This is a genomic window from Citricoccus sp., from assembly GCF_032154715.1.
Classification (GTDB): Bacteria; Actinomycetota; Actinomycetes; order Actinomycetales; family Micrococcaceae; genus Citricoccus.
The window spans coordinates 1-22461 of the sequence record NZ_JALDXU010000054.1 but is presented as its reverse complement, the minus strand read 5'-3'; the positions used below and the strand labels follow the sequence as shown (position 1 = coordinate 22461).

The window sequence follows — 22461 nt, the reverse complement described above, 5'->3', positions numbered from 1 at the left end:
CACCCACCCCAACTCGACGGAAAACTAGGATGGGCGCTATGACGGTGCTGATCGATCCGGCGCGGTGGCCGGCCCACGGCACCGTGTTCTCCCACCTGGTCTCGGACCGCTCGCTCGAGGAACTGCACGCCTTCGCAGCGGCGGCCGGCGTCTCCCGGCGTGCCTTCGACGGCGACCACTACGACGTCCCCGTGGAGCGCTATGCGGAACTGGTGGCACGCGGCGCCGAGGAGGTCAGCGGCGCGGATCTGGTCCGCCGGCTCGTGGCCTCCGGGCTGCGCATCCCGGCAGTCCAGCGGGCCGGCAAGCTGGACAAGATCCTCACCCAGCGATTCAATCGGCTGTTCCCCGGGGCCTCTCCCCTGGAGCGGGAACCGGTGGTGACGGACCTGTTGGCCCGATGGTCAGAGCCGCACCGGCACTACCACGACCGCTCGCACCTGCTGGCCGTGCTCAAGGCCATCGACGTGTTGGTCAGGCACGGTGAGGACTGCGGCCGGTGGACCCGAAGCGTGAAGCTGGCCGCCTGGTTCCACGACGCCGTCTACCGGGGCGACCCGGCCCTGCCGGCGGGCCAGGACGAGGAGGACTCCGCCGTGCTGGCCGAACAGGCCCTGTCCGAGGTGGGCCTTCCGGATCCGGAGATCGAGGAGACGGCGCGGCTGGTGCGGATGACCGCCACGCACGACCCGGCCCCCGGCGACCGGACGGGGGCGGTGTTCAGTGACGCCGACCTGGAGGTGCTGGGCCGGTCCCGGGGCGACTACGCCCGCTACCTGGCCGCCGTTCGCCGGGACTTCGCGCACGTACTGGACGCTGACTTCGCCACCGGGCGGGCCGGCGTCGTCCAGTCCCTGCTGGATCTGGACCCCTTGTACCGGACCGCCACCGGCATGAGGCTCTGGGAGCGCCAGGCTCGGCGGAACCTGTCCGCCGAACTGCACCCCACCTCCCGGCACTGGACCCGCTGACCCACGTCCCCCTGTCTTCAGTCGAGTCGGCGTTGGTGTTAAACGCCGGAACCCCCACCAACTCGACTGAAAGCGAGAAGGCGGGGGTTCCGTGAGAGCTGGGCGCTCAGTGGACCTCAGGGGTCACTGGGTCACATCATGCCGCCCATACCACCCATGCCGCCCATGTCGTCGCCGCCCGGCATGGCCGCAGCCGGCTCGGGCTTGTCGGCCACGACGGCCTCGGTGGTGAGGAACAGACCGGCGATCGAGGCGGCGTTCTGCAGGGCAGAGCGGGTCACCTTGACCGGATCGTTGACGCCGGCGGCCAGCAGGTCCTCGTACTCGCCGGTGGCGGCGTTGAGGCCCTGACCGTCGGGCAGGGAGCGGACCTTGGCAGCCACAACGCCCGGCTCCAGTCCGGCGTTGAAGGCGATCTGCTTCATCGGGGCCTCGATGGCGACCTTGACGATGTTGGCGCCGGTGGCCTCGTCACCCTCCAGGGAGAGCTTGCCGAAGGCCTTGGCACCGGCCTGGGTCAGGGCCACGCCGCCGCCGGCAACGATGCCCTCCTCCACCGCTGCCTTGGCGTTGCGCACGGCGTCCTCGATCCGGTGCTTGCGCTCCTTGAGCTCGACCTCGGTGGCGGCACCGGCCTTGATGACGGCCACGCCGCCGGCCAGCTTGGCCAGGCGCTCCTGCAGCTTCTCGCGATCGTAGTCCGAGTCGGTGTTCTCCATCTCGGCGCGGATCTGGGCCACGCGGCCGGCGATCTGCTCGGCGTCGCCGGCACCCTCGACGATGGTGGTCTCGTCCTTGGTGATGACGACCTTGCGGGCGGTGCCCAGGGTCTCGATGCCGGCGTTCTCCAGGGTCAGGCCGACCTCTTCGGAGATGACCTGGCCGCCGGTGAGGATGGCGATGTCCGCCAGCATGGCCTTGCGGCGGTCACCGAAGCCCGGGGCCTTGACGGCCACGGACTTGAAGGTGCCCTTGAGCTTGTTGACCACGAGGGTGGCCAGGGCTTCGCCCTCGACGTCCTCGGCGATGATCAGCAGGGACTTGCCGGACTGCATGATCTTCTCGAGAAGGGCGACCATGTCCTTCACGGTGGAGATCTTGGAGTTGACGATGAGGATGTAGGGATCCTCCAGCACCGTTTCCTGGCGCTCGGCGTCGGTGACGAAGTAACCGGAGAGGTAGCCCTTGTCGAAGCGCATGCCCTCGGTCAACTCGAGCTCCAGGCCGAAGGTCTGGGACTCCTCGACGGTGACGACGCCCTCCTTGCCGACCTTGTCCAGCGCCTCGGCGATGAGCGAGCCGATCTGGGTGTCAGCGGCGGAGATGGACGCGGTGGCGGCGATCTGCTCCTTGGTCTCGATCGGCTTCGCGGAGGCCACGAGCTCCTCGATGACGGCGGCGACGGCCTTCTCGATGCCGCGCTTCAGGGACAGCGGGTCAGCGCCGGCCGCGACGTTGCGCAGGCCTTCCTTGACGAGGGCCTGGGCCAGCACGGTGGCGGTGGTGGTGCCGTCGCCGGCGACGTCGTCAGTCTTCTTGGCGACCTCCTTGACGAGCTCGGCACCGATCTTCTCGTACGGATCGTCGAGCTCGATCTCCTTGGCGATGGAGACGCCGTCGTTGGTGATCGTGGGGGCGCCCCACTTCTTCTCGAGCACCACGTTGCGGCCGCGGGGGCCGAGCGTGACCTTGACCGCGTCGGCCAGGGTGTTCAGACCCCGTTCCAGGCCGCGGCGCGCCTCTTCGTCGAATGCAATGGTCTTGGCCATGTGTGCACTGTCCTTTCTGGACCTTGGCGTTGCTTGGCAGTGTTCAACTGACCTGTGCAGTGCCCGCGACGGACGGCCCGGAGCCGGGCCTCACCACGTTCAGGTCTGCTCCGAGACCGAGACCACCCGCATGCCTGCGGGTATTGGCAGTCACGACCTCAGAGTGCTAGTCCATATTTAGCACTCGCACCCTCCGAGTGCAAACGGCTGCCGGTCTGTGGGACGGCTTTTCAGCCGGCGTAGTCGGAGCTGAGGACCACGGCGATGCCGGGCACGCTGTCCTCGTAGACCAGCGGAAGGCCCAGCTCGGCGGCCACGGCCTGGGCAGTGGTCTCGTTCTGCGAGTAGTACACCACCGAGCCGGACACGGGGAAACCCTGCCAGTTCCCGGAGCCGGCCACGGTGAAGCCGCCGGAGGACAGGGTGCCGGAGACCCGGCCGGCCAGGCCGCCGACCGAGGAGGCGTTGTAGACCTCCACGGGGGCGGAGGTGTCCCCGGTGTCCGCGGCCGCCTCGGACTCAGCCGGATCGGACTCGGCCGGGTCAGACGCGGCGGCGGACGACTCTTCGGAGGCGGCGGCCTCGGACGGTTCGGGGGGCTCGGAGGATTCGACCACCGCCGGTGAGGATGTCATCTCGCCGGTGGGGCTGACATCGGTCCCGTTGGGCTCCGTGGGGGCTGCCGTGGCCGAGGCAGTGGAGGAGGCCGTGGCCGAGGCCCCGGCGTTGGCCGGATCGGAGGGCAGCAGCGACGGCAGGACCAGGAAGGAGAAGGCTCCCACGGCCAGGGCCAGCGCGGCCGCGACGGAGATCCCCACCAGGCCTGAGGAACCGGTCGTCAGGGACGGGTCGGCCCGGTGGGTTCCCTTGCGGTCCCGGTAGACGGGGACATCGTCGAATTGATCGTGCGGGTACTGAGTCATTGGCCACCATCACCAGATTCTCGGCTCCACGGCGTGGCTCCCGGATGAGCGGGGGACGTCATGGAGATGGACAAGGCCCGACCGCCAGTGCGGTGTTCAGGCCTCCTGCCGCCGGGCACTGCGTGCACGGTGGCGTGTGGTCCGTAGTCTACGCAATCTCTTGACGAGCATGGGCTTGTGCGCCAGGGCCTCCTGGCGGTCCAGCAGACCGTTGAGCACCTGGTAGTACGTGGTGGCCGAGAGCGAGAACCGGTCCCGAATGGCCTGGTCCTTGGCTCCGCCGTACTTCCACCACTGGTCCTCGAAGTCCAGGATGTCCCGGTCGCGTTCGGACAAGGCGTCCACGGCGGCCTCTACGGATCCCTCGGACGGGGTCGGTGCACCGTCCGGCTCGGCGGCGTTCGCTGCAGTCATGGGGGTCCTTCCAACGGGGTACTCCACAGTCTACCGCCCGGAACTACACCGGTGTCATTCGACTCTGCCCGTGATGGCTGGCGCGTGGCGCACGATGCCGTCCGGACCGGTAGTCTGCCGACGTGGACCTCATCGCCCCCTTGGATCCCGGCTGGGAACGCTCCCTGGCCTCGCAGCGCGAGGCCCTGGCCGCCGTCGGGCAGACCATCCAGGCCCGACGCGCGGCCGGAGAGCAGATCCTGCCCGCGCCGGAGAACGTGCTGCGCGCCTTCCGGCAGCCCTTCGAGCAGGTGAAGGTGCTCATCCTGGGGCAGGACCCGTACCCGACGCCGGGGCACCCGATCGGGATGAGTTTCGCGGTGGACCGGCACGTGTCCCCCTTGCCGCGCTCACTGGCGAACATCTACCGGGAGCTCTCCAGCGATGTGGGCGTGCCGCCCGCCGCCCACGGGGATCTGACCGCGTGGGCGGACCAGGGCGTGCTGCTGCTCAACCGCGTGCTGACGGTGGCCGCCGGGGAGCCGGCCAGCCACCGCAGCATCGGCTGGGAGGGCATCACGCAGGCCGCCGTCCAGGCCCTGGCATCCCGCGGCACACCGCTCGTGGCGATCCTCTGGGGCGCCGATGCGCGGAAGATGGCCCCCGTGCTGCAGGAGTGGGCGCCGCCGGCCGGGCCCGTGGGCATCGTCGAGTCCGCGCACCCCTCGCCGCTGTCCGCACGCCGCGGCTTCTTCGGTTCGAAGCCCTTCAGCCGGACGAACGAGCTGCTCCAGCAGGCCGGTGCCACCCCGATCGACTGGCGTATCGACTGAGCGCCACGGTCAGCGACGGCCGATGCGGCGCCGTTCGTTGGCCTGGAAGGCCGTGGTGAACGGACGCGCGATGGTATCGCCGAGGACCACGCCCGCCGCGATGGCCATGATGACGACGGCGGCGTTGAAGAGCCCGATGACGCCTTCCATCATCTGCCCTGTGTCCATGGCGATCTTGTACATGGAGCGGAAGATCGTCAGCCCCGGCAGCAGGAAGAGGATGCCGGGGACGGCGACCACGAGCTGGGGTGCGCCCATCCTCAGGGCCACATAGCGCCCCAGGGCGCCGATCGCCACGGCGGCGATGGCCGGCGTCAATCGAGACCCGACGCCGATGAACTCGGCACCCACGTAGACGGCATAGCCGGTCAGGGAGACCACGGCGGTGGGCAGCAGCAGCCGCCACTCGGACTGCTCGAAGATACCGTTCCAGGTGGCGGCAGCGAACACCAGGATGCCCAGCAGCCACACCGGGTAGTCCGCGAAGGGCTCCTGGACCAGGTCGAGCTCGCGCACCCCGAGCATGGAGGCGAACACGGTGGCGGCCACGATCCCGCCGATCAGGGCGGCGAAGACGAGGAAGGCCGAGACGAAACGGCCGGCCGCCGTGACCGGGAAGCCGTTGATGGCATCCTGCACGGCGGAGACGAAGCGGCCTGAGGGCAACAGCAGCATGATGCCGCCGGCCACCACGAGAGACGGCGCGAGGTCCACGTCCAGCGTGTACAGCACCAGCGCGATCATCGTGGCGATGAACCCTCCGGCCATGATGGAGAAGAACTCCGGGATCCGGGCCCGGCCCAGCAGGTCCACCACGGTCATCATCAGCATCATGGACAGGAAGGCCACCCCGGCGCCCACCACGCCGCCGCCGATGAACACCACGAAGGTGGCGGAGAACAGGCCGGCGGCCACGGTGGTCAGCCACCCGGGGAACGGCTTGGGCTTGTGCCGGATGTCCGCCAGGGTCTGCTGGGCCTCGTCCCGGTCCATCTCCCCGGCGGCGACCGCGGCGACCAGTCGGTGCAGCAGGGCCAGCCCGGCATAGTTCTGCGACCAGGACCGCACAACGCGGTGCAGGGAGTAGGGGGTCTTCCCGCTGGGCGCGTAGTTCAGGGCGATGGACTGGTTGGTGATGTCCACCTCGGTCTCGTGGATACCGAAGGCCTGGGTCACCACGATGATCGATGTCTCCACCTCCAGGGCGCCGGCCCCGAAGCGGAACATGGTCTCGCCGAGTTTCAGCGCGAAGTCCAGGGTGGTCCGGGCATCAGCCTCCGCGTTGCGCGTGGTGCGCAGATAGGGGTTCGCATAGGGGCTGATGGCGATCCGGTTCACGATGGCCAGCGACTGGGTCGGCAGCGGCTCCGAGAACATCATCCGCTTGAAGGCAGAGCCGCCCGAGAACCGCAGGCGGCCCTTCGACGGCTTCTTCTCCCGCTCGGAGACGCCGACCGTGCCGGTGGTGCCGGTGGTGCCGATCGGTTCCGTCTCCGGGGTCTCCCCCGTGGTCGGGTCGGAGGGCGCCAACACGGATTGCGGCACCGGGTCAGAGGCCGGCGGTTCCGTCAGCGGGGTGTCGGTCAGTGATGCATCGGCCGGTCCGACGCCGGCGTCCCCGCCCGGGGCGGTCGGCCCACCCACCACGGTGGTGCCGGAATCCGTGCGCACCGGGTCGGCGGTCTCGACAGACGGGGCCGGGGGCGGCGCCGTGGGGTGCCCACCCGTCGGGGGAAGCCCCGCGGCCTCGGCGGCCGGGCCGAGCGCGAAGTCGATGGCCGACGTCGGCGCAGGCGCGGCCTCCGGTTCGGCCTCGTCCCCGGCGTCGGGGGTGGTGTCGAGGTAGTCCTCCGGTGAGCGCCGGGTGGGCTTGATGATCGGGATCTGGGCGAGATCGGCGGGCGGTTCCTGCGCGTGCCGATAGCCTGTCCGGATCTCGGGGATCTTCTCCACCGCCGCTCCCTTCCCTGCCGAGCTCTGCTGAGCCGCCACCGCATCCTGATCCGGCGGGCGCCGGACAACACTGTACTGTCCTGTGAGATACCGCCCTGTTAACGACTGAAGGGCCCGCTTCGGGCCCTTCAGGTGATGGTGGATCTTACTGGACTCGAACCAGCGACCTCTCGCGTGTGAAGCGAACGCTCTAACCAACTGAGCTAAAGATCCATCATGCCGGGCCTGCTCTCTGCCGAGGGGCCAACAGCTATGAAAGCCTACCAGAACGGGCGGTGAATCAGAAAACGGTGCCGCGGCCCTTCGGGAGCGCCCCTAGGATGGCAGTCATGCGCACCACGATGGCCGAGAACACTGCGACCGCTTCATCCTCCCCCACCTCATCCGCCCGGCCGGCACGGCTTGGTGTCACCCTGGCCCTGGCGGCGGCCACCGTGGTCGCCCTGACAGGTTGCGCCGATGCCATCCGCAATGCCGAGCACGGCGGCTCCTCCGGCCCGGCCGGCTCGTCGTCCTCCGCACCGGAGCAGGCCGCCGGGACCGAAACCTCCGGGGTGCAGATCTTCGAGGACTTCGCCTGCCCGCATTGCGCGGCGTTCCACGAGCAGAACGGCGGCCTGATCCACGGCCTGGTGTCCGGCGGCGAGCTGGAGGCCGATTACCGCATCGTGGACTTCCTGGGCCAGGGCGATCCGGAGTCCTGGTCCACTCGGGCCGCCAACGCCTACTACTGCCTGGAGGGTTCGCTGGATTCGGGCACGGGGAGTGGAGACCAGGCGGCCGGCAACAAGCTGCACGCCTTCCAGTCCTGGCTCTTCGAGCAGGCCACAGCCCAGCCGGACGATGCCACCCTGGTGGCCCAGGCCGATGAGATCGGCGGAGACGCGGCCTCGGTCGAGCAGTGCGTCACCGAGGACGGTGGGACCCCCCAGATCACCGCCGCCATGTCAGACTTCTCCGACTTCGGGCTCCGCGGTGTCCCCTCGGTCTACTCGACCGCCGATGCGACGCTGTACGACCCCGAGCAGCACGGCGACCTCAAGGCCTGGCTGACAGACCCCGCCGGGCAGTGACCCCGGAGCCCTGCGCTTTAGCGGGGTGTCACCGCGGTGATGAAGGCGCTCTTCAGGCCCAGCCGGGAGCGGAACTGGTTGCCGGTGAGCGTGGCGGTGGTGCCGTCCGAGGCCGTGGCGGTGATCCAGTCCGTGTAGCCGGAGTTGCTGTTCTGCGCGGTCTCCGCCACCGTGACCACGTGGGGCAGGCCGAAGGCCCGGGCCATCTGCGCTGGGGTGAGGCTGGCGGTCCAGCTCCGGTTGGGGTTGTTGGCCGCGTCCTGGAGGCTGTAGGGATCGGGCCGGCTGGTCAGATAGGGCACCTTGTTGCCCCACTGCTCCTCGGCGCCCCGGGTGTGGCCGCCGCTGGAGGAGTAGTAGGTGGCCTCGGCCACGGAGCCGTTGTGGAAGAGGACCCTCTGCGAGGTCGCCTCCACGGCAGCCTTCCAGCGCGCGCCATACACTCCGCCGGCCCCCTCGTTCTCCTTGGCCCAGCCGGTGAACTTCTGCGAACGGACGTCGTCGTAGACATGGCAGTCGCAGTCGGATCTCAGGGAGCCCATGTTCCGCAGGGCGTAGGACCGCCCAGCCACCGTCTGTGCCTCCAGCGCGGCGCCCGGCCACAGCGAGGGCATCTCGTCCACCCCGTAGAGGTACTCATCGTTCATGCGCAGCTCGGTGACCACGTTGAGCTCACCGCCGCCGTTCACGGTGACCTGGACGCGGCCATGGCGCAGGACCAGGTCCGTGCTGGTGCCGTTGGCGTCGGGAACCGTGATGGTGGAGGCGGCGCCTTTCCAGAACCGCGTCCCCGTCCATTCGAGGGCCACGGACCCGCCGCTCTGCCGTGTCCCGTCCGGAAGCGTGGCGACCACCCGGTCGCCGTCCGCCGTGAACGTCACGGCACCGGTGGTTTCGGTGGCCGACGTTGAGCCGGAGGCCCGGACCCGGACCTTGGACGTGCCGCCCACGGCGATCCTCTTCGTGGTGACGAGGTGGACGCGGATGTTCTCGTTGACCCGGTTGGGGCCGTCCCGCACCACAGCGGGGCGGTAGTAGTGGTCCAGGATCTGACCAGAGGTCTTTCCCCCCGCGGCCATCGCCCGCGCCCCGTACTGGCTCATGCCCACGCCGTGGCCCCAGCCGGAGCCGGTCACCGTGAAGGACACGGGGAACACCGTGGTGTCGTAGCCCATCTCCCCGGCCACCTTCCAGATGAGCTGGGCGGCCTCCCCCCGGGAGATCGGCCGCCCGGGGCGGAAGGTCCCGCCGGCGTAGCCCTGGCTGATGCCCTCGGACTTCATCCAGTCGATGTACTGCGCATAGGACGAATCCGCGGGGACGTCCGTGAACGGCTTCTCGGACGGCTGCGGGGCGTCGGCCTCCGCCACGCCGTAGAGGATCTTGGCCATCTCCCCGCGGGTGATGGACCGGTATGGCCGGAAGGTCCGGTCCGTATAGCCGCTGATGATGCCTTCGGTGGCCATCCACGCGATCGGCGTATAGGCGTACCACTCCGGGTCGGCGGGGACATCCTTCGGGAAGGGGCTCACCGTGGGTGGCATGACGTCCGGGTCGATCAGCCGGAACAGGAAGGCGGAGGCCTCGGCGCGGCGGATGTCCTCGTGCACCCCGAAGGTGCCGTCGGACTCGCCTGTGGTGATCTCCTGCTGGATCATCCAGGTGACCGCCTCGTGGAACGTGTGGGCCGCCGGGACATCCGGGAAGGTGGACGGGGTGGCGGCCCCCGCCGGCGCAGCAGCACCCGACAACGGGCCGGCGGCCAGCACCATGACAGTGGCCAGCAGAAGGGTCAGGAGTCGGCGCGGGATCCCGCTCGGACGAGCGGGGCGCGGACCGGCAGGGCGTGAAACGGCGGCGGGCGCGGTGATGACGGGCACGGTGGTCCTCCGGGGAAGTCGTCGGAGACGTCCAGGTCACCACCCTCGGCAGCGACCGCGTCCCCTGTCCTTGTATGCGCCCGGCGCCCGGCCGGCGGACGGTTTCTGACCCCGACGTCCCGGCCCGGCGGTGGAGCCCCCTACCGGATTCGAACCGGTGACCCCCTGTTTACAAGACAGGTGCTCTGGCCAGCTGAGCTAAGGAGGCGGGAAGGGCCGGCACCGAACCCTGCCAGCGAGCGTGCTGACGTGGACGGAAACCGGCCCTTCCAGAGTAGCGGATCAGGCGATCAGGACGCGTCCATGATGCCCTGGGCCCAGTCGGTGAAGGACTGGCCCTGCTCCGCGGTGGCCCAGTTCTCGCCCTGGACCCACACGGACGGGGTACCGGCCACGCCGGCGGCACGGGCCTGGGCGCCGGAGTACGTCACGTAGGGGCGGTAGGTGTTGCCGTCCACGCAGGAGTCGATGTCAGCTCCGAGGCCGGAGGCCATGTCCTTGAGCTCGTCGTCGCTCAGACCCTGGCCGCCATGGCCGGTGTAGGCCCCGAAGATCTCGCTGAGGAAGGAGTTGTAGTTCTCCGGGGAGTTCTCCGCCACGCAGGTCGCTGCGTTGGCGGCGCGGGAGGAGTAATTGCCGGTGGCGGGGTTGTCCAGGAAGTCAAGCATGCGGTACTCCACGGTGACCTCGCCGGCGTCCAGCCACTGGTTCAGCTGCTCGGCGTTCTCCGTCTCGAAGCTGGCGCAGTGCACACAGTTGGCGTCGGCGTAGACGATGATCTGCGCCGGCTCACCGGCCGGGCGGGCCTCCGCGTCGGGAACGGTCTCGGGCTGCTCGCCGGTGGCCTCCGGGATCTCGACCGTCGTGGCGTCGACCTCCTCGAGGCCTTCGTCGCCCGGGGCGAGTTCGGTGGTGGAGGTGAGGGTGATCCCGCCCTGGTCGTTGCCCGCGCTCGGCGCGGGGCCGGCGTTGGGAATGGAGCGGGACGAGTTCATGAAGATGACACCGATCACCACGGCGATGACCACCACGACGCCGATCACGACACCCCAGCGCACCATGAGGGAGCGCCGTTTCTCCTGGCGGCGCTGCTCCTCCTGCATCTGCCGGGCCTTCTCACGGGCGGTCTGCTGCCGTTCGGCCTTCGTTTGATTCTTGCTAGTCGCCATGGTCCTGCCTGTCGTCCTGACTCTCGGGGTCGCTGCGGTGTCATGTAGCCGGCCGGTATCCCCTCATACCATCCTTCGGCGGGCCGTGGGCCAGACTACCGGTCCAACCTGGGAAACCTGTTCACACGATGGCCACCCGTCCGGGCGGCCCCGGGAGATAGGCTCGGAACCGACAGAGGACAAGGAGGTCCGCAGTGCACAACACCACCGTCGACATCCCCACCGGCACCGTACCGTTCGTCGAGAAGCTGGCCCAGGATCCACCGGCGCCCGGCCACTCCGACCTCGTGGTCGTGGCCAACCGCCTGGCCGTCGACCGCGTGGTCGAGGAGGACGGCACCATCTCGTGGCGCCGGTCCCCCGGCGGCCTGGTCACGGCGCTGGCGCCCATCATGACCCGGCAGGAGGGCGCCTGGGTCGGTTGGGGTGGTTCCCCGGAGGAGGAACTGGACGAGCCGCTGGAGCCCTTCACCCATGAGGGCATGCATCTGATCCCCGTGCCCCTGACCGAGCGTGAACTGGTCGAGTACTACGAGGGGTTCTCCAATTCCACCCTCTGGCCGCTGTATCACGACGTGATTGCCCGCCCGGACTTCCACCGGCAGTGGTGGGACACCTATCAGCAGGTCAACGCCCGCTTCGCCCATGCCGCGGCCGCCACCGCCGCCGAGGGGGCCACCGTCTGGGTGCAGGACTACCAACTGCAGCTGGTGCCCCGGATCCTGCGCCGGCTCCGGCCGGACCTGCGGATCGGCTACTTCCACCACATCCCGTTCCCGCCGGTCGAGATCTACGCCCAGCTGCCATGGCGCCGCCCCGTGCTCGAAGGACTGCTCGGGGCGGACCTGATCGGCTTCCAGCGCCGCTCGGACGTCTCGAACTTCCAGGGTGCCGTACGGCGCATCCTGGGCTCCTCGTTCCGTTCCAATACGGTCCAGGTGACAGAGCACGACGGCGGCGCCCGCACCGTGGGTGCGGCCGCCTTCCCCATCTCGATCGACGTGGACACCATCACGGACCTGGCTCAGGATCCGGACATCCAGGCGCGCGCGCGGCAGATCCGCGAGGAACTCGGCAACCCGCGCACCATCCTTTTGGGCGTGGACCGGCTGGACTACACCAAGGGCATCCGGCACCGCATCAAGGCCTTCTCCGAGCTGCTCGAGGACGGCCGCCTGAGCGTGGAGGACGCCTGCCTGGTGCAGGTGGCCAGCCCGTCCCGGGAGGGCGTGGACTCCTACAAGGAACTGCGGGACGAGATCGAGCTGTCCGTCGGCCGGGTCAACGGCACCTTCGACACGATGGGCCACACCGCCATCCGGTACCTGCACCACTCCTATCCGGTCGAGGAGATGGTGGCGCTCTACCTGGCCGCGGACGTCATGCTGGTGACCGCGCTGCGGGACGGGATGAATCTCGTGGCCAAGGAGTATGTGGCGGCCCGCGGAGGCTGGGGCGGGGTGCTGGTGCTCTCCGAGTTCGCCGGGGCCGCGGACCAGTTGCGCAAGGCCCTGCTGGTCAATCCCCATGACATCGACGGCCTGAAGGACGCGATCATGGAGGCCACCGAGATGTCCGCCGGTGAAGCCACCAAGCGCATGAAGTCGATGCACCGGCAGCTCATCACGCATGACGTGAACAAGTGGTCCCGGGACTTCCTCGACCGACTCGGCGGTGCGGTCCCGGCGGAACGCTCCGGCCCGGACGACGGAGGTCAGCAGTCGGCCTTCATGGACACCGACGATGACCGCGAGCGCCGCGATCACGAGGTCGATGAGCCCTTCGACGGGAGCGGGCGCCCTGACGGTCCCAGCCCGGGGGACGGACGATGACCGGTCCCGGGCTGGCCACGGCCCTGCAGACCGCCCTGCAGCAGTTCGCCACGCGGGGATCGATCCTGGTGGCGCTGGACTTCGACGGGGTCGTCGCCGAGCTCGTGGACCGGGCGGAGAACGCCCGGCCCCGGCCGGAGAATGCCGCCGCGCTGGCCGCCCTGGCCGGGCTCCCGGGGGTTCACACGGCACTGGTCTCCGGCCGAGCCATGGAATCCCTGCTGTCCGTCGCCTCGCCCCCGGAGTCGACGCTGCTCATCGGCTCGCACGGTGCCGAGCGCCGCCTCGGTCCGGAGGCGCCCCCGCTGGAACTGGACGAGGGCCAGACCCGGACGCTGGCCGCCGTCGGGCAGGTGCTGGAGCCCGTGGCAGCCCGGTACCCGGACTCGTGGGTGGAGTCCAAGCCGGCGGCCCGGGTACTGCAGGTGCGGCTGGCCCGGTCGGATCAGGCGCGGCGCCGGGCCGTGGCGGAGGCCGAGGAGTCCTTGCGCGAGCTGGCCGGCCACACCGGGCAGGGTGGGCTCGCCCCCTTCTTCATCGGGCACGGCAAGGATGTGCTGGAGGTCACCGTGGTGCGGGCGGACAAGGGCCAGGGGCTGGACCTGCTGAGGTCTGCCTCCGGGGCGGAGGCGGTGTTGTTCGCCGGCGACGACGTGACGGACGAGACGGGCTTCGCGCGGCTGGACCCGGCCCGGGATGTCTCCATCAAGGTCGGCCCCGGAGAGACGGCGGCCCAGTTCAGGATCGGCGGACCCGCGGACGTGGCCACCGTGCTGGAGGCGGTGCGCTCATGGCGTCCGTAGAACTGCGCGGCCTCACGGTCCAGTACCCCTCGGCACGGACCCCCGCCCTGGACGGGCTGGACCTCTGGGCCCAGGACGGCCGGTTCACAGTGATCGCCGGTGACCTGCGCAGCGGTAAGTCCACGCTCCTGCGGGTGGTGGCCGGGCAGGAGCCGCCGGATGCCGGACGGGTGCTGATCGGTGGCGTGGACGTGACCGAGGTGCCGGCGCATGATCGTGACGCGGTGATCGTCTTCCAGAACTACGCGCTCTACCCGCACATGGACGTGCAGGAGAACATGAGCTTCGCCCTGCGGGTGGCCGGCGTCCCCCCGGCCGAGCGGCAGGACCGGGTCCGGGAGGCCGCCCGGCTCCTGGACTTGGAGGAGCAGCTCGAGTGGACACCCGAGCGGTTGACCGGCCCGCAACGGCAGCAGGTGGCCCTCGCCCGGGCGGTGGTCCGGCGGCCCGCCGTGCTGCTCATGGACGACCCGCTCACCGCCCTGCCCCCGCAGCTGAAGGACCACACGGCCGAGCTGATCCGCAGCCTGGCCCGCACCCTGGACGTCACCACGCTGTACGCCACGGCCGAGCCCGGGCCGGTGGCCGCCGTGGCGGACCGCCTGCTGCGGCTGGACTCGGGCCGGCTGAGGGAGGACACTGCCGTGTCATGACCCCGCGCTCCGGTCTGGACATCACCACCTCGGGCACTGCCGTGGACACCGCGGCGTTGATCGCCCTGCCCTGGGACGTGCCCCTGGCCGAGTGGCCCGAGTCCGCCCTCGCCGCCCTCCCCCGCGGGCTGTCCCGGCACGTGGTGCGGTTCGCCCACCTCGAGGGGGCGGTGGTCGCGGTGAAGGAGACCACAGAATTCTCGGCCCGGCGCGAGTACCAGCTGCTGCGCCGGCTCGAACGCCTGGATGTCCCCTGCGTGGAGCCGGTGGCCGTGGTCGCCGGGCGCATCGATCCGGACGGCGAGCCCCTGCCGACGGTGCTCGTGACCCGGCACCTGCGGTTCTCCCTGCCCTACCGCGCCGTCTTCTCCCAGCGGTTGCACCGGGACACCCTGACACGGCTGATCGACGCGCTCGCCCTGCTGCTCGTGGAGCTGCACCTGGCCGGTTTCTACTGGGGGGACGTCTCCCTGTCCAACACCCTGTTCCGCCGAGACGCCGGCGCCTTCGCCGCCTACCTGGTGGATGCCGAGACCGGGGAACTGCACCCGTCCCTGTCCCGCGGCCAGCGGGAGCACGACCTGGAGCTGGCCCGGGTCAACGTGGCCGGTGAGTTGATGGACCTGATGTCTGGCGGCCTGGTGGAGTCGGACGTGGACCCCGTGGCCACCTCGCAGCTGATCATCGATGCCTACCGCCGGTTGTGGGAGGAGCTCACCGCGGACATGTCCTTCCGGCCCGGCGAGCGCTGGCGCGTCGAGGAGCGGATCCGCCGCTTGAACTCCCTCGGCTTCGATGTGGAGGAGTACGCCATCCGCACCACCCGGGGCGGCTCCGAGCTGGTGCTGCAGCCCAAGGTCGTGGACCCGGGCCACCACCAGCGCCGGCTGTTGGGGCTGACCGGGCTGGACGTGCAGGAGAACCAGGCCCGGCGGCTGCTGCGGGACATCGACGAGTACCGGGCCGTCAACCACCCCGAAATGGACGAGCACGAGGCCGCGCACCGGTGGCTGACCGAGGTCTTCGAGCCCGTGGCCCTGTCCATCCCCACGAACCTGTCCGGCAAGCTCGAGCCCGCCGAGGTGATGCATCAGTTGCTGGAGCACCGCTGGTATCTCTCCGAGAACCAGTCCCGGTCCGTGCCCCTGGACGAGGCCCTGGACTCCTACCTCCAGACCGTCCTGCCCCACCGCCGGGACGAGGACGCCGTGGTGCTGCATCCGACGACCACCATGCTCAAAGCCGTCGAGCTCCCCTCGGAGAACTACGACTGACCCCCGCGCCCGAGGAGCAGGAAGCCGCGGGGCGGGACGCGTGCGTCGTCGGGAACCGCCGTGCGGGGGCCCTGGGCGCCGTACCCGGCGAGCAGGCGGTACCCGCGCAGCTCCTCCGGGACCGGCATCGCCTCCGCGCCCAGTGCCGCCAGGAGGACCACAGCACCGGCTCCGACGTCGGCCCCCGCATCTCCGCGCTCGACACCCCGGTCCATCCGCACCCAGCGGCGCTCCTCGTCCACCACGGCGCGGGTGGTGGACCGGTCGGGGTCCGTCAGTTCACGACGTTCGGCGCGGAGCCGCGCCAGCGTCCGGTAGAGCTCCAGCAACCGGGCGTGCCGACCGGTCCGCGCTTCGTCCCACTGCAGCGTCGAGGCGGCGAACGTCTCCGGCGCCTGCGGGTCCGGTACCGAGTCGTGGCTCCAGGCCATGCGGGCGAACTCCCGGCGCCGTCCCTCCGTCACCGCCTGCGCCAACTCCGGTTCGCGGTGTGCCGTGAAGAACTGCCACGGGGTGGAGGCCGCCCATTCCTCGCCCATGAAGAGCATCGGGGTGAAGGGCCCGGTCAGCAGCAGCGCGGCGCCGATCGCCAGCTGTCCCTCGTCGAGGCTCGCGGTCAGCCGGTCACCGGCGGCCCGGTTGCCGACCTGGTCGTGGTTCTGGGTGCACACCACCAGGGCCTCGGCGGGGATCTGCTCCCCCAGGGGCCGGCCGTGCCGGCGCTGGCGGAAGGAGGACCAGCTGCCGTCGTGGAAGAACCCGTGGTTGAGCACCTTGGCCAGCGCGGACAGGGGCGCGAAGTCCGCGTAATAGCCGTCCGTCTCTCCGCTCAGGGCCACGTGGACGGCGTGGTGGAAGTCGTCCGACCACTGCCCCGTCAGGCCGTAGCCGCCCGCCCCGTCGGCCCCGGGGCCGGGCCGGGCGGTGATGAGCCGCGGATCGTTCAGGTCCGATTCGGCCACGAGCACCAGCGGCCGGCCCAGCCGTTCCGACAGGGCGTCCGTCTCCGTGGCCAGCTCCTCGAGCACGTGCATGGCTCGGGTGTCCTGCAGCGCGTGGACGGCATCCAACCGGAGTCCGTCCACGTGGTAGTCCTCGAACCACATCCGGGCGTTGTCCAGGATGTACCGGCGCACCTCATCCGAGTCCGGGCCGTCCAGATTGAGGCCGCTGCCCCAGCCGGTGGAGTGCCCGGTCAGGTAGGGGCCGAACTGCGGGAGGTAGTTCCCGGAGGGGCCGAGGTGGTTGTAGACCACGTCCTGGATCACGGCCAGCCCGGCTCCGTGGCAGGCGTCCACGAAGCGCTGATAGGCCGCCGGACCACCGTAGGAGGCGTCCACGGCGTACCAGCCGACCCCGTCATAGCCCCAGTTCCGCGCCCCGGCGAAGGAGTTCACGGGCAGCAACTCCACGTGGGTCACCCCACACGAGACCAGGTGGTCCAGCTTCTCCGCCGCGGCGTCCAGGGTGCCCTCGTCCGTGAAGGTGCCCAGGTGGAGTTCGTAGATGAGCGCCCCCCGCAGCTCCCGGCCGGCCCAGTCACCGTCCTTCCAGTCATGTGCCGAGGCCTCGAACAGCCGGGACGGCCCATGCACGGTGTCCGGTTGGCACCGCGAGCGCGGGTCCGGGAACGGCCCCTCCCCGTCCATGACGAACCCATACCCCAGGGCCGAGGCTGCCAGGTTCGTCCAGCCGGCTCGGACCGCCTCAGTGGGGATCCACCAGCCGTCGTCCTGCCGGTCCAGGGGAAGGCGCTCCGCACCGGCCCAGCGATGCTCGGCACCGTGGACCTCTCCGGGCGGTGCCGTGGTCACGGCGAGCTCGACCAGCTCTGCGGACGGCGCCCACACGGACAGGGGCGGCGGGGTCATCCTCGGCTCGCTCATCGCAGCGTGTTCCCGTCCTCCGGCACCAGCAGCGCCACCGGATGGCGCTCGAAGACCTCGGCCAGCCGCGTGGCCCCGTCCGTGAAGGCCCCGCCGAAGCGGCGCCCGGTCAGGAGGTCCACCATCGTCTGACGGGGCAGCACGACGGCGGCGTCGCCCCATCCGCCTTCGTCCTCCAGTCCCAGCGGCCACCGGGTGGCCACGGTGATGCACCCGCCCCGGGTGAAGGCGACCACATGGTCCGAGGCCTCGCCGAGGACGTCGAGTTCCTGGTAGCGGGTGAACCACTCGGGGTGCTCCCGGCGGGCGCGCAGGGCGCGGGAGGTCAGGAGCATCTTCAGTCCGGCGGCGTACTCGGCGAGCGCGGCGCCGTCGGGCCGGGTCGAGCCGTCCTCCGACTCCACCGGGGCCGGGAACTCCGGTTCCCACCCGTCGTCGAGCCGGGCCAGCAGGGCCGCGCGCTCCCGGAAGTCCACGGCCCGGCGGTTGTCCGGATCGACAAGGGTGGGAAACGGGACCTCGGTCCCCTGGTAGACGTCCGGGATGCCGGGCATGGTGAGCTGGATGAGCTTCATGGCCACCTGGTTGGTCACTCCGGGAACGGCGATCCGGTCGGCGATGCGCTGGATCTCCTCCCGCAGCTCTCCCGTCCCGGTAGCCCGCTCGGCGAGGTCCGCGAGCGCGGCCTCGAAGTCCTCGTCCGGTGCCGTCCAGGTGGTGCGGGTCGCGGCCTCGCGGGCGGCCTTGAGTGCGTAGTCGGCCAGCCGCTGGGTCTGCAGCGGGGAGCCGTCCACCGGCCAGGCGCCCACGATGGTCTCCCACAACAGCTTCTCGAACGGCCCGTCTCCCAGCGGGGCCAGTTCCCTGAGCCGGCCCAGGGTGCGGACCCACTCCCCCGGGATCTCGGACAGCACGTCGATCCTGGCCCGGACGTCCTCGCTGCGCTTGGTGTCGTGCGTGGAGAGCGTGGTCATGGTGCGGGGCATGCGCGCCTGGCGGTCGCCCTGCAACTCGTGGAATCGTTCCAACTCCAGGGCGAACGACGATGGGTCCCCGCCGACCTCATTGAGCGACGCCAGCCGCGTGTACCGGTAGAAGGCGGTGTCCTCCACGCCCTTGGCCATGACCATCCCGGAGGTCTGCTGGAAGCGTTCGCCCACCGGGTGGTCCGGATCGGCCAGCAGCGGCAGGAGCGCCTCGACCGCCTCCGCCAGGTCGGGACGGCGGCGCACGGCGTCAGCGGCGGCGTCGTCCAGGTGATGGCGCCCGGTCGGCAGATAGGACCGGTAGACGGGAAAGCAGGCGAGCAGTTCCGCCAGGGCGTCGTGGACGAGGTGCTCGCCGGTCCCCTCGCCGTCCGCTTCCGGGACCAGCCCGGGGACGAGCCGCGCCAGGCGTTCGACCTCGGAGCGGAGCATGCCATCCGCCACGGCACGCTTGGTGCCGTGGATCATCTCCGCCCACACGATCTCGGCGGCCGCTGCCGTCTCCCCGGCGGGATCCTCCGTGCGCCCCCACCCGCCGAGCCGTCCGGCCACCTCGTCGAGTTCGGGAGCGCCGGCCGGATCCGTCAGGATGCGCTCCACCTCCCCGAGCGCGTCGTAGCCGGTGGTGCCGTCCATGGGCCAGGCGGCGGGCAGCCGTTCACCCGGCTCCAGGATCTTCTCCCCGAGCAGGTAGATCCCCCCGGTGGCCTGCCGGAGGTTCTCAAAGTAGCCACCCGGGTCCGCCAGCCCGTCCGGGTGGTCCACGCGGAGCCCGTCCACGAGGCCGTCCCGGACCCAGGACAGGATCTCCCGATGGGTCTCGGCGAAGACCCGCGGGATCTCGACCCGCACCCCGGCCAGGGAGTTGACCGCGAAGAAGCGGCGGTAGTTCAGGTTCTCATCGGCCTCGCGCCACGGCATCAACCGGTAGTTCTGCCTCTCGTGGGCGGCGCGGGCCACCGCCTCCTCAGCCTGGTCCCCGCCCTGGTCCCCGGCCGTGTTCCCGACGGCGGCGCGGGCCGCCTCCTCGGTACCCGGTGCCAGGGGGAAGACGTTCTCGTAATAGTGCAGTTCCCCGTCCACCACGCGCAGCCTCGCGATTTCGGCCTCCGGGTCCTCGTCGGTGCCGTCCCCCAGGACGGGCAGCCAGATGCGGGAGTCCCCGGCGGCCCAATCGATGTCGAAGGCCATCGCGTACTTGGAGGCCCGCCCGTGCTTGAGCAGGTCCCACCACCAGGCGTTGTCCTTGGGGGTGGCCACGCCCACGTGGTTCGGCACGATGTCGGCGAGGATGCCACCACCGGCCTCGTGTACGGCCTCGGCGAGTTCACGCAGCCCGCTCTCCCCACCGCGGGCGTCGTCCACCTGGGTGGGATCCACCACGTCGTAGCCGTGGGTGGAGCCCTCCTCGGAGCCGAGCATCGGGGACAGGTAGAGCCAGTCGACGCCGAGGTCTCGCAGATAGGGCAGGACCTCGCGGGCGCTGTCAAGCGTGAAGTCCGCGGTGAGCTGCAGGCGATAGGTGGAGGCGGGGACATTCTGCGGGCTAGTCACGTGGTGCACGGTAGCAAACCCGACCGGTTTACTGTTCGGGCTGTTCGGGCGGCTGGGTCAGGTCCCGCGTGATCTGCGGTTCGCCCGAGTCCTCGAAGATGATCAGCACGTCCTGGTGGACCGTGCCATCCGGCATGATGACGTCCGCGTTGAGCGCATTGCCTCGCCACTCCTTGCCCTGCACGGATTCGACCCCATACTTGGCGGCCACGTTGTCCTGGACGGCGTCCTTCCAGGCCTGGTTGCCGAAGATCGAGTAGACGATGGCGGCCACCCCGATCACCAGGACTCCGGCGCCGGCGACGGTCTCACGGACGGCGTCCCTGAGCCGGTCCGGTCCTGCATAGCGGGCGTCCTCGTCGTCGAGGTGGGCCCGGTAGCGTTTGCGCCGCCACAGGCCATGGGCGGCGACGGCCAGGCCCGCGACCGCCAACAGGATGCCGATCCATTGGGCGACGAGCGGAGTCTGGAGGTCGAGCGGTGCGTACATGCCTCCATTGTCCCCCGGATCATCACTCAGACGGAGCCGTTCAGAGTCCGCCGCCCGGGGTGAAGAGGTCGTCCCCGATCAGGGGCTCACCATCGGCCTCGAAGTAGACCTCGGCGTCCTGGAGCACGGTACCGTCCGGCATCCGCAGGTCAGCCATGAGGAACCCCCCGTTCCATCGGGCATTCTCTACGGAGACCACCCCGTACTTGGCGGCCAGGTTGCTGCGCACGTTCTGGTGGGTCTGCCAGGCGCCCAGCCCGGAGAATCCTGCCAGCACCACCGCCACGCCCAGGCACACGTACCCCGTCCACTGTTCGATCCGGGTGTCCCGGAGCAGCTGCGGGTCCGTGTTGCGCCCGGTCCTCCGCGCGAAGCGGACGTGGCTGGATCGCCGCCACCCCGCGTGTCCCAGGGTGCCCATCGCGACCACCAGCAACAGGCCGACGACCCACAGGGTGACCACGGGCGATTGGAAGTCGACGGCCCCGTAGTCGCTGCCGGTCATGGCAGCGTTAGCTCCGGCACGGCGGTCCACCCCGGCCTACTTCAGCGTGACGTAGCCACGGGTCCCGGCCATGTCGGCCAGCTGGCTCGTGTCCACCCAGAACGGCTCGGTCCAGGGATCGTAGACCAGGAACGTGTCGTTGACGCTGTTGTAGCCCACCACGGCCATGTGGTGACGCGGGGTGAACCGGCCCCCGGTCTTGGCCCGGTGGAGGGGCGGCTGCTCGTCCGGGGTGGCCGCGATATTGATGACCACCGGGACACCACCGTCAATGGACCGTCGCGCGCCGGTCCGGAACTCGCGGGTCTGGGCGAGGTTCGCATCCGCACCGGGGATGGTCTTCACCGTGTACCGGACATCGAACGGCGCGTGATAGTCCAGCACGCGGGCCACCTGGTGCAGCCAGGTCCCCTCCCAGTCGGTCTGGGCCGCCGTGGCCAGGGACTTCTGCGAGAAGTCGAGCCGGAACGCGGACAGGGCGATCGCCATGGAGGCGGGTCCGCACCAGTAGCCGTTGGGCTGCGCCTCGTAGTCGGCCCGGAGAACGGCGACGCCCTGCTTCGGGCGCTCCGGGAGGTAGCGCTTGCCCAGCCGTGAGACCTCCGACTTGGCGTTGCCCGCCTCGAAGTCGCGGATGAGATAGCCGCCGTGGACCCAGCCCCTGACCTTGCCGACGGTGATCTCCCGCCAGGTGGCCCCGCTGACGGACGTGCTGCGGCCGGTGATCACCACCCGGGTGTTGCGGGCCAGCGAGGCGAGCACCGCGTGCCCCGTGCCCGCCCCGGACCTCACCTTGAGACCGTCGTCGGCGATCACCACATACCGGTACGCCAACGGGATCTCCGGCGCCGGTGCGGGCTCGGGTGCCGGCTCGGGCTTCGGGGCCGGCTTCGGCGGCGTGGCCGGCGGTGTCGGCTGGCCGTTCAGGTGCGTCTCGAGGCCGTAGAGGAACTTGGCGGTCTCGCCGCGCTGCACCGCCCGACCGGGACGGAAGGCGCCGTCCGCGTAGCCGGAGACCATCTTGTGCTCCACCAGCCAGGAGATGTCACGGTACCGGGCCGCCGTCGTCGGGACGTCCCGGAAGGCCTCTTTCGCCGGAGCCGTGTAGTCCGCGTCCCCGCCGAACCGGAACAGGTAGGAGGCGAGCTCGGCCCGGGAGATCGACTGCCCCGGCTTGAAGGAGGGGTACTCCTGATCCTCGTTGACGTAGCCTCGCGCGATCTCCTGCTCCTGCATCCAGGAGATGGCGATGAATCCCTCGTCACCGCTGCGCGGGGTCACGTCCGCGAAGTCGCGGGCGGTCCCGGGATCGTGGCTCGCCCCGGACATGCGGTAGACCATCACCGCGGCCTCCTTCCGGGTGATCTCCCGGTAGACGCCGAAGGAATGGTCCTCGTAGCCCTTGGACAGGCCCGCACAGGCCATCCAGGTGACATGAGTGTAGAACGTGGTCTTGGGCGCGACGTCCGTGAAGTCCTGCTTGCAGGGGCCCAGATGCGCGGCGGCCGCGCCGG

At 70.3% G+C, this 22461-nt stretch carries 18 protein-coding genes and 2 tRNA genes; 7 read left to right on the top strand and 13 right to left on the bottom strand.

The window, feature by feature from the left end; genetic code table 11:
* The first annotated feature begins 38 nt into the window (after positions 1 to 38).
* Positions 39 to 971 (top strand): DUF4031 domain-containing protein, encoded by a 933-nt coding sequence (locus RUH65_RS10190; RefSeq protein WP_313817289.1) that lies wholly within the window; start codon positions 39 to 41, stop codon positions 969 to 971.
* A 131-nt stretch (positions 972 to 1102) separates the two neighbouring features.
* Here RUH65_RS10190 and groL read toward each other — a convergent pair whose 3' ends face one another.
* The 3 genes from groL to RUH65_RS10175 form a co-directional block, all read right to left on the bottom strand.
* Positions 1103 to 2740, bottom strand: a complete 1638-nt coding sequence (gene groL, locus RUH65_RS10185) for a chaperonin GroEL (protein ID WP_188804052.1) — start codon at positions 2738 to 2740, stop codon at positions 1103 to 1105.
* Between the two features lie 230 nt (positions 2741 to 2970).
* Positions 2971 to 3663 (bottom strand): LytR C-terminal domain-containing protein, encoded by a 693-nt coding sequence (locus RUH65_RS10180; RefSeq protein WP_313817288.1) that lies wholly within the window; start codon positions 3661 to 3663, stop codon positions 2971 to 2973.
* Positions 3664 to 3759: 96 nt separating this feature from the next.
* Entirely contained in the window at positions 3760 to 4077 is a 318-nt protein-coding gene (locus RUH65_RS10175; protein WP_313817287.1) for a DUF3263 domain-containing protein, read from the bottom strand.
* A 122-nt stretch (positions 4078 to 4199) separates the two neighbouring features.
* Between RUH65_RS10175 and RUH65_RS10170 the strand changes: the two genes are divergently transcribed.
* Positions 4200 to 4889: a uracil-DNA glycosylase gene (locus RUH65_RS10170; protein ID WP_313817286.1), complete on the top strand. Its 690-nt coding sequence runs from the start codon at positions 4200 to 4202 to the stop codon at positions 4887 to 4889.
* Positions 4890 to 4898: 9 nt separating this feature from the next.
* On the opposite strand, the gene RUH65_RS10165 is transcribed toward RUH65_RS10170, so the two are convergent.
* Entirely contained in the window at positions 4899 to 6842 is a 1944-nt protein-coding gene (locus RUH65_RS10165) for a threonine/serine exporter family protein (RefSeq protein ID WP_313817285.1), read from the bottom strand.
* Between the two features lie 136 nt (positions 6843 to 6978).
* Positions 6979 to 7055: transfer RNA gene (locus tag RUH65_RS10160), tRNA-Val, on the bottom strand.
* 116 nt (positions 7056 to 7171) lie between these two features.
* On the opposite strand from RUH65_RS10160, the gene RUH65_RS10155 reads away from it, so the two are divergent.
* Positions 7172 to 7915 (top strand): thioredoxin domain-containing protein, encoded by a 744-nt coding sequence (locus tag RUH65_RS10155; RefSeq protein WP_313817284.1) that lies wholly within the window; start codon positions 7172 to 7174, stop codon positions 7913 to 7915.
* Between the two features lie 17 nt (positions 7916 to 7932).
* Here the strand turns inward: RUH65_RS10155 and RUH65_RS10150 are convergent, their stop codons facing one another.
* From RUH65_RS10150 to RUH65_RS10140, 3 genes are all read right to left on the bottom strand, one after another.
* Positions 7933 to 9795, bottom strand: a complete 1863-nt coding sequence (locus RUH65_RS10150) for a SpoIID/LytB domain-containing protein (RefSeq protein WP_313817283.1) — start codon at positions 9793 to 9795, stop codon at positions 7933 to 7935.
* A 131-nt stretch (positions 9796 to 9926) separates the two neighbouring features.
* Positions 9927 to 10003, bottom strand: a tRNA-Thr gene (locus tag RUH65_RS10145).
* 82 nt (positions 10004 to 10085) lie between these two features.
* Positions 10086 to 10964, bottom strand: coding sequence for a thioredoxin domain-containing protein (locus RUH65_RS10140; RefSeq protein WP_313817282.1), 879 nt, complete (start codon positions 10962 to 10964; stop codon positions 10086 to 10088).
* A 194-nt stretch (positions 10965 to 11158) separates the two neighbouring features.
* On the opposite strand from RUH65_RS10140, the gene RUH65_RS10135 reads away from it, so the two are divergent.
* The 4 genes from RUH65_RS10135 to RUH65_RS10120 are packed head-to-tail and all read left to right on the top strand — an operon-like array spanning position 11159 to position 15526.
* A complete protein-coding gene (locus RUH65_RS10135; protein ID WP_396180006.1) occupies positions 11159 to 12796 on the top strand; it encodes a trehalose-6-phosphate synthase in 1638 nt (545 codons plus the stop codon).
* Complete coding sequence (gene otsB, locus RUH65_RS10130; protein ID WP_313817281.1) at positions 12793 to 13599, top strand: trehalose-phosphatase; 807 nt, start codon at positions 12793 to 12795, stop codon at positions 13597 to 13599. Before RUH65_RS10135 ends, otsB begins: the two co-directional genes overlap by 4 nt.
* On the top strand, positions 13587 to 14252 hold the full coding sequence (locus tag RUH65_RS10125; RefSeq protein WP_313817280.1) for an ABC transporter ATP-binding protein: 666 nt from the start codon (positions 13587 to 13589) through the stop codon (positions 14250 to 14252). The genes otsB and RUH65_RS10125 overlap by 13 nt, the downstream gene beginning before the upstream one ends.
* Positions 14249 to 15526: a DUF4032 domain-containing protein gene (locus RUH65_RS10120; RefSeq protein WP_313817279.1), complete on the top strand. Its 1278-nt coding sequence runs from the start codon at positions 14249 to 14251 to the stop codon at positions 15524 to 15526. Before RUH65_RS10125 ends, RUH65_RS10120 begins: the two co-directional genes overlap by 4 nt.
* Here the strand turns inward: RUH65_RS10120 and treZ are convergent.
* From treZ to RUH65_RS10095, 5 genes are all read right to left on the bottom strand, one after another.
* Entirely contained in the window at positions 15517 to 17397 is a 1881-nt protein-coding gene (gene treZ / locus RUH65_RS10115) for a malto-oligosyltrehalose trehalohydrolase (protein WP_313817278.1), read from the bottom strand. The genes RUH65_RS10120 and treZ overlap by 10 nt on opposite strands.
* An 11-nt stretch (positions 17398 to 17408) precedes the next feature.
* Positions 17409 to 19961 (bottom strand): malto-oligosyltrehalose synthase, encoded by a 2553-nt coding sequence (gene treY / locus RUH65_RS10110; RefSeq protein ID WP_396180003.1) that lies wholly within the window; start codon positions 19959 to 19961, stop codon positions 17409 to 17411.
* A 19-nt stretch (positions 19962 to 19980) separates the two neighbouring features.
* Positions 19981 to 20442, bottom strand: coding sequence for a hypothetical protein (locus RUH65_RS10105; protein WP_313817276.1), 462 nt, complete (start codon positions 20440 to 20442; stop codon positions 19981 to 19983).
* Between the two features lie 40 nt (positions 20443 to 20482).
* On the bottom strand, positions 20483 to 20947 hold the full coding sequence (locus RUH65_RS10100) for a hypothetical protein (RefSeq protein ID WP_313817275.1): 465 nt from the start codon (positions 20945 to 20947) through the stop codon (positions 20483 to 20485).
* 36 nt (positions 20948 to 20983) lie between these two features.
* Positions 20984 to 22461, bottom strand: a 1478-nt coding sequence (locus RUH65_RS10095) for an S-layer homology domain-containing protein (RefSeq protein WP_313817274.1), incomplete at its 5' end; no start/stop codon positions are given.

Bases quoted from the DNA above. Each gene is read 5' to 3' on its own strand.
- RUH65_RS10155 (WP_313817284.1), top strand. From the start codon at position 7,172: ATGCGCACCACGATGGCCGAGAACACTGCGACCGCTTCATCCTCCCCC.
- RUH65_RS10140 (WP_313817282.1), bottom strand. From the start codon at position 10,964: ATGGCGACTAGCAAGAATCAAACGAAGGCCGAACGGCAGCAGACCGCC.
- RUH65_RS10190 (WP_313817289.1), top strand. From the start codon at position 39: ATGACGGTGCTGATCGATCCGGCGCGGTGGCCGGCCCACGGCACCGTG.
- treZ (WP_313817278.1), bottom strand. From the start codon at position 17,397: ATGACCCCGCCGCCCCTGTCCGTGTGGGCGCCGTCCGCAGAGCTGGTC.
- RUH65_RS10180 (WP_313817288.1), bottom strand. From the start codon at position 3,663: ATGACTCAGTACCCGCACGATCAATTCGACGATGTCCCCGTCTACCGG.
- RUH65_RS10100 (WP_313817275.1), bottom strand. From the start codon at position 20,947: ATGACCGGCAGCGACTACGGGGCCGTCGACTTCCAATCGCCCGTGGTC.
- RUH65_RS10105 (WP_313817276.1), bottom strand. From the start codon at position 20,442: ATGTACGCACCGCTCGACCTCCAGACTCCGCTCGTCGCCCAATGGATC.
- RUH65_RS10175 (WP_313817287.1), bottom strand. From the start codon at position 4,077: ATGACTGCAGCGAACGCCGCCGAGCCGGACGGTGCACCGACCCCGTCC.
- otsB (WP_313817281.1), top strand. From the start codon at position 12,793: ATGACCGGTCCCGGGCTGGCCACGGCCCTGCAGACCGCCCTGCAGCAG.
- groL (WP_188804052.1), bottom strand. From the start codon at position 2,740: ATGGCCAAGACCATTGCATTCGACGAAGAGGCGCGCCGCGGCCTGGAA.
- RUH65_RS10125 (WP_313817280.1), top strand. From the start codon at position 13,587: ATGGCGTCCGTAGAACTGCGCGGCCTCACGGTCCAGTACCCCTCGGCA.
- RUH65_RS10120 (WP_313817279.1), top strand. From the start codon at position 14,249: ATGACCCCGCGCTCCGGTCTGGACATCACCACCTCGGGCACTGCCGTG.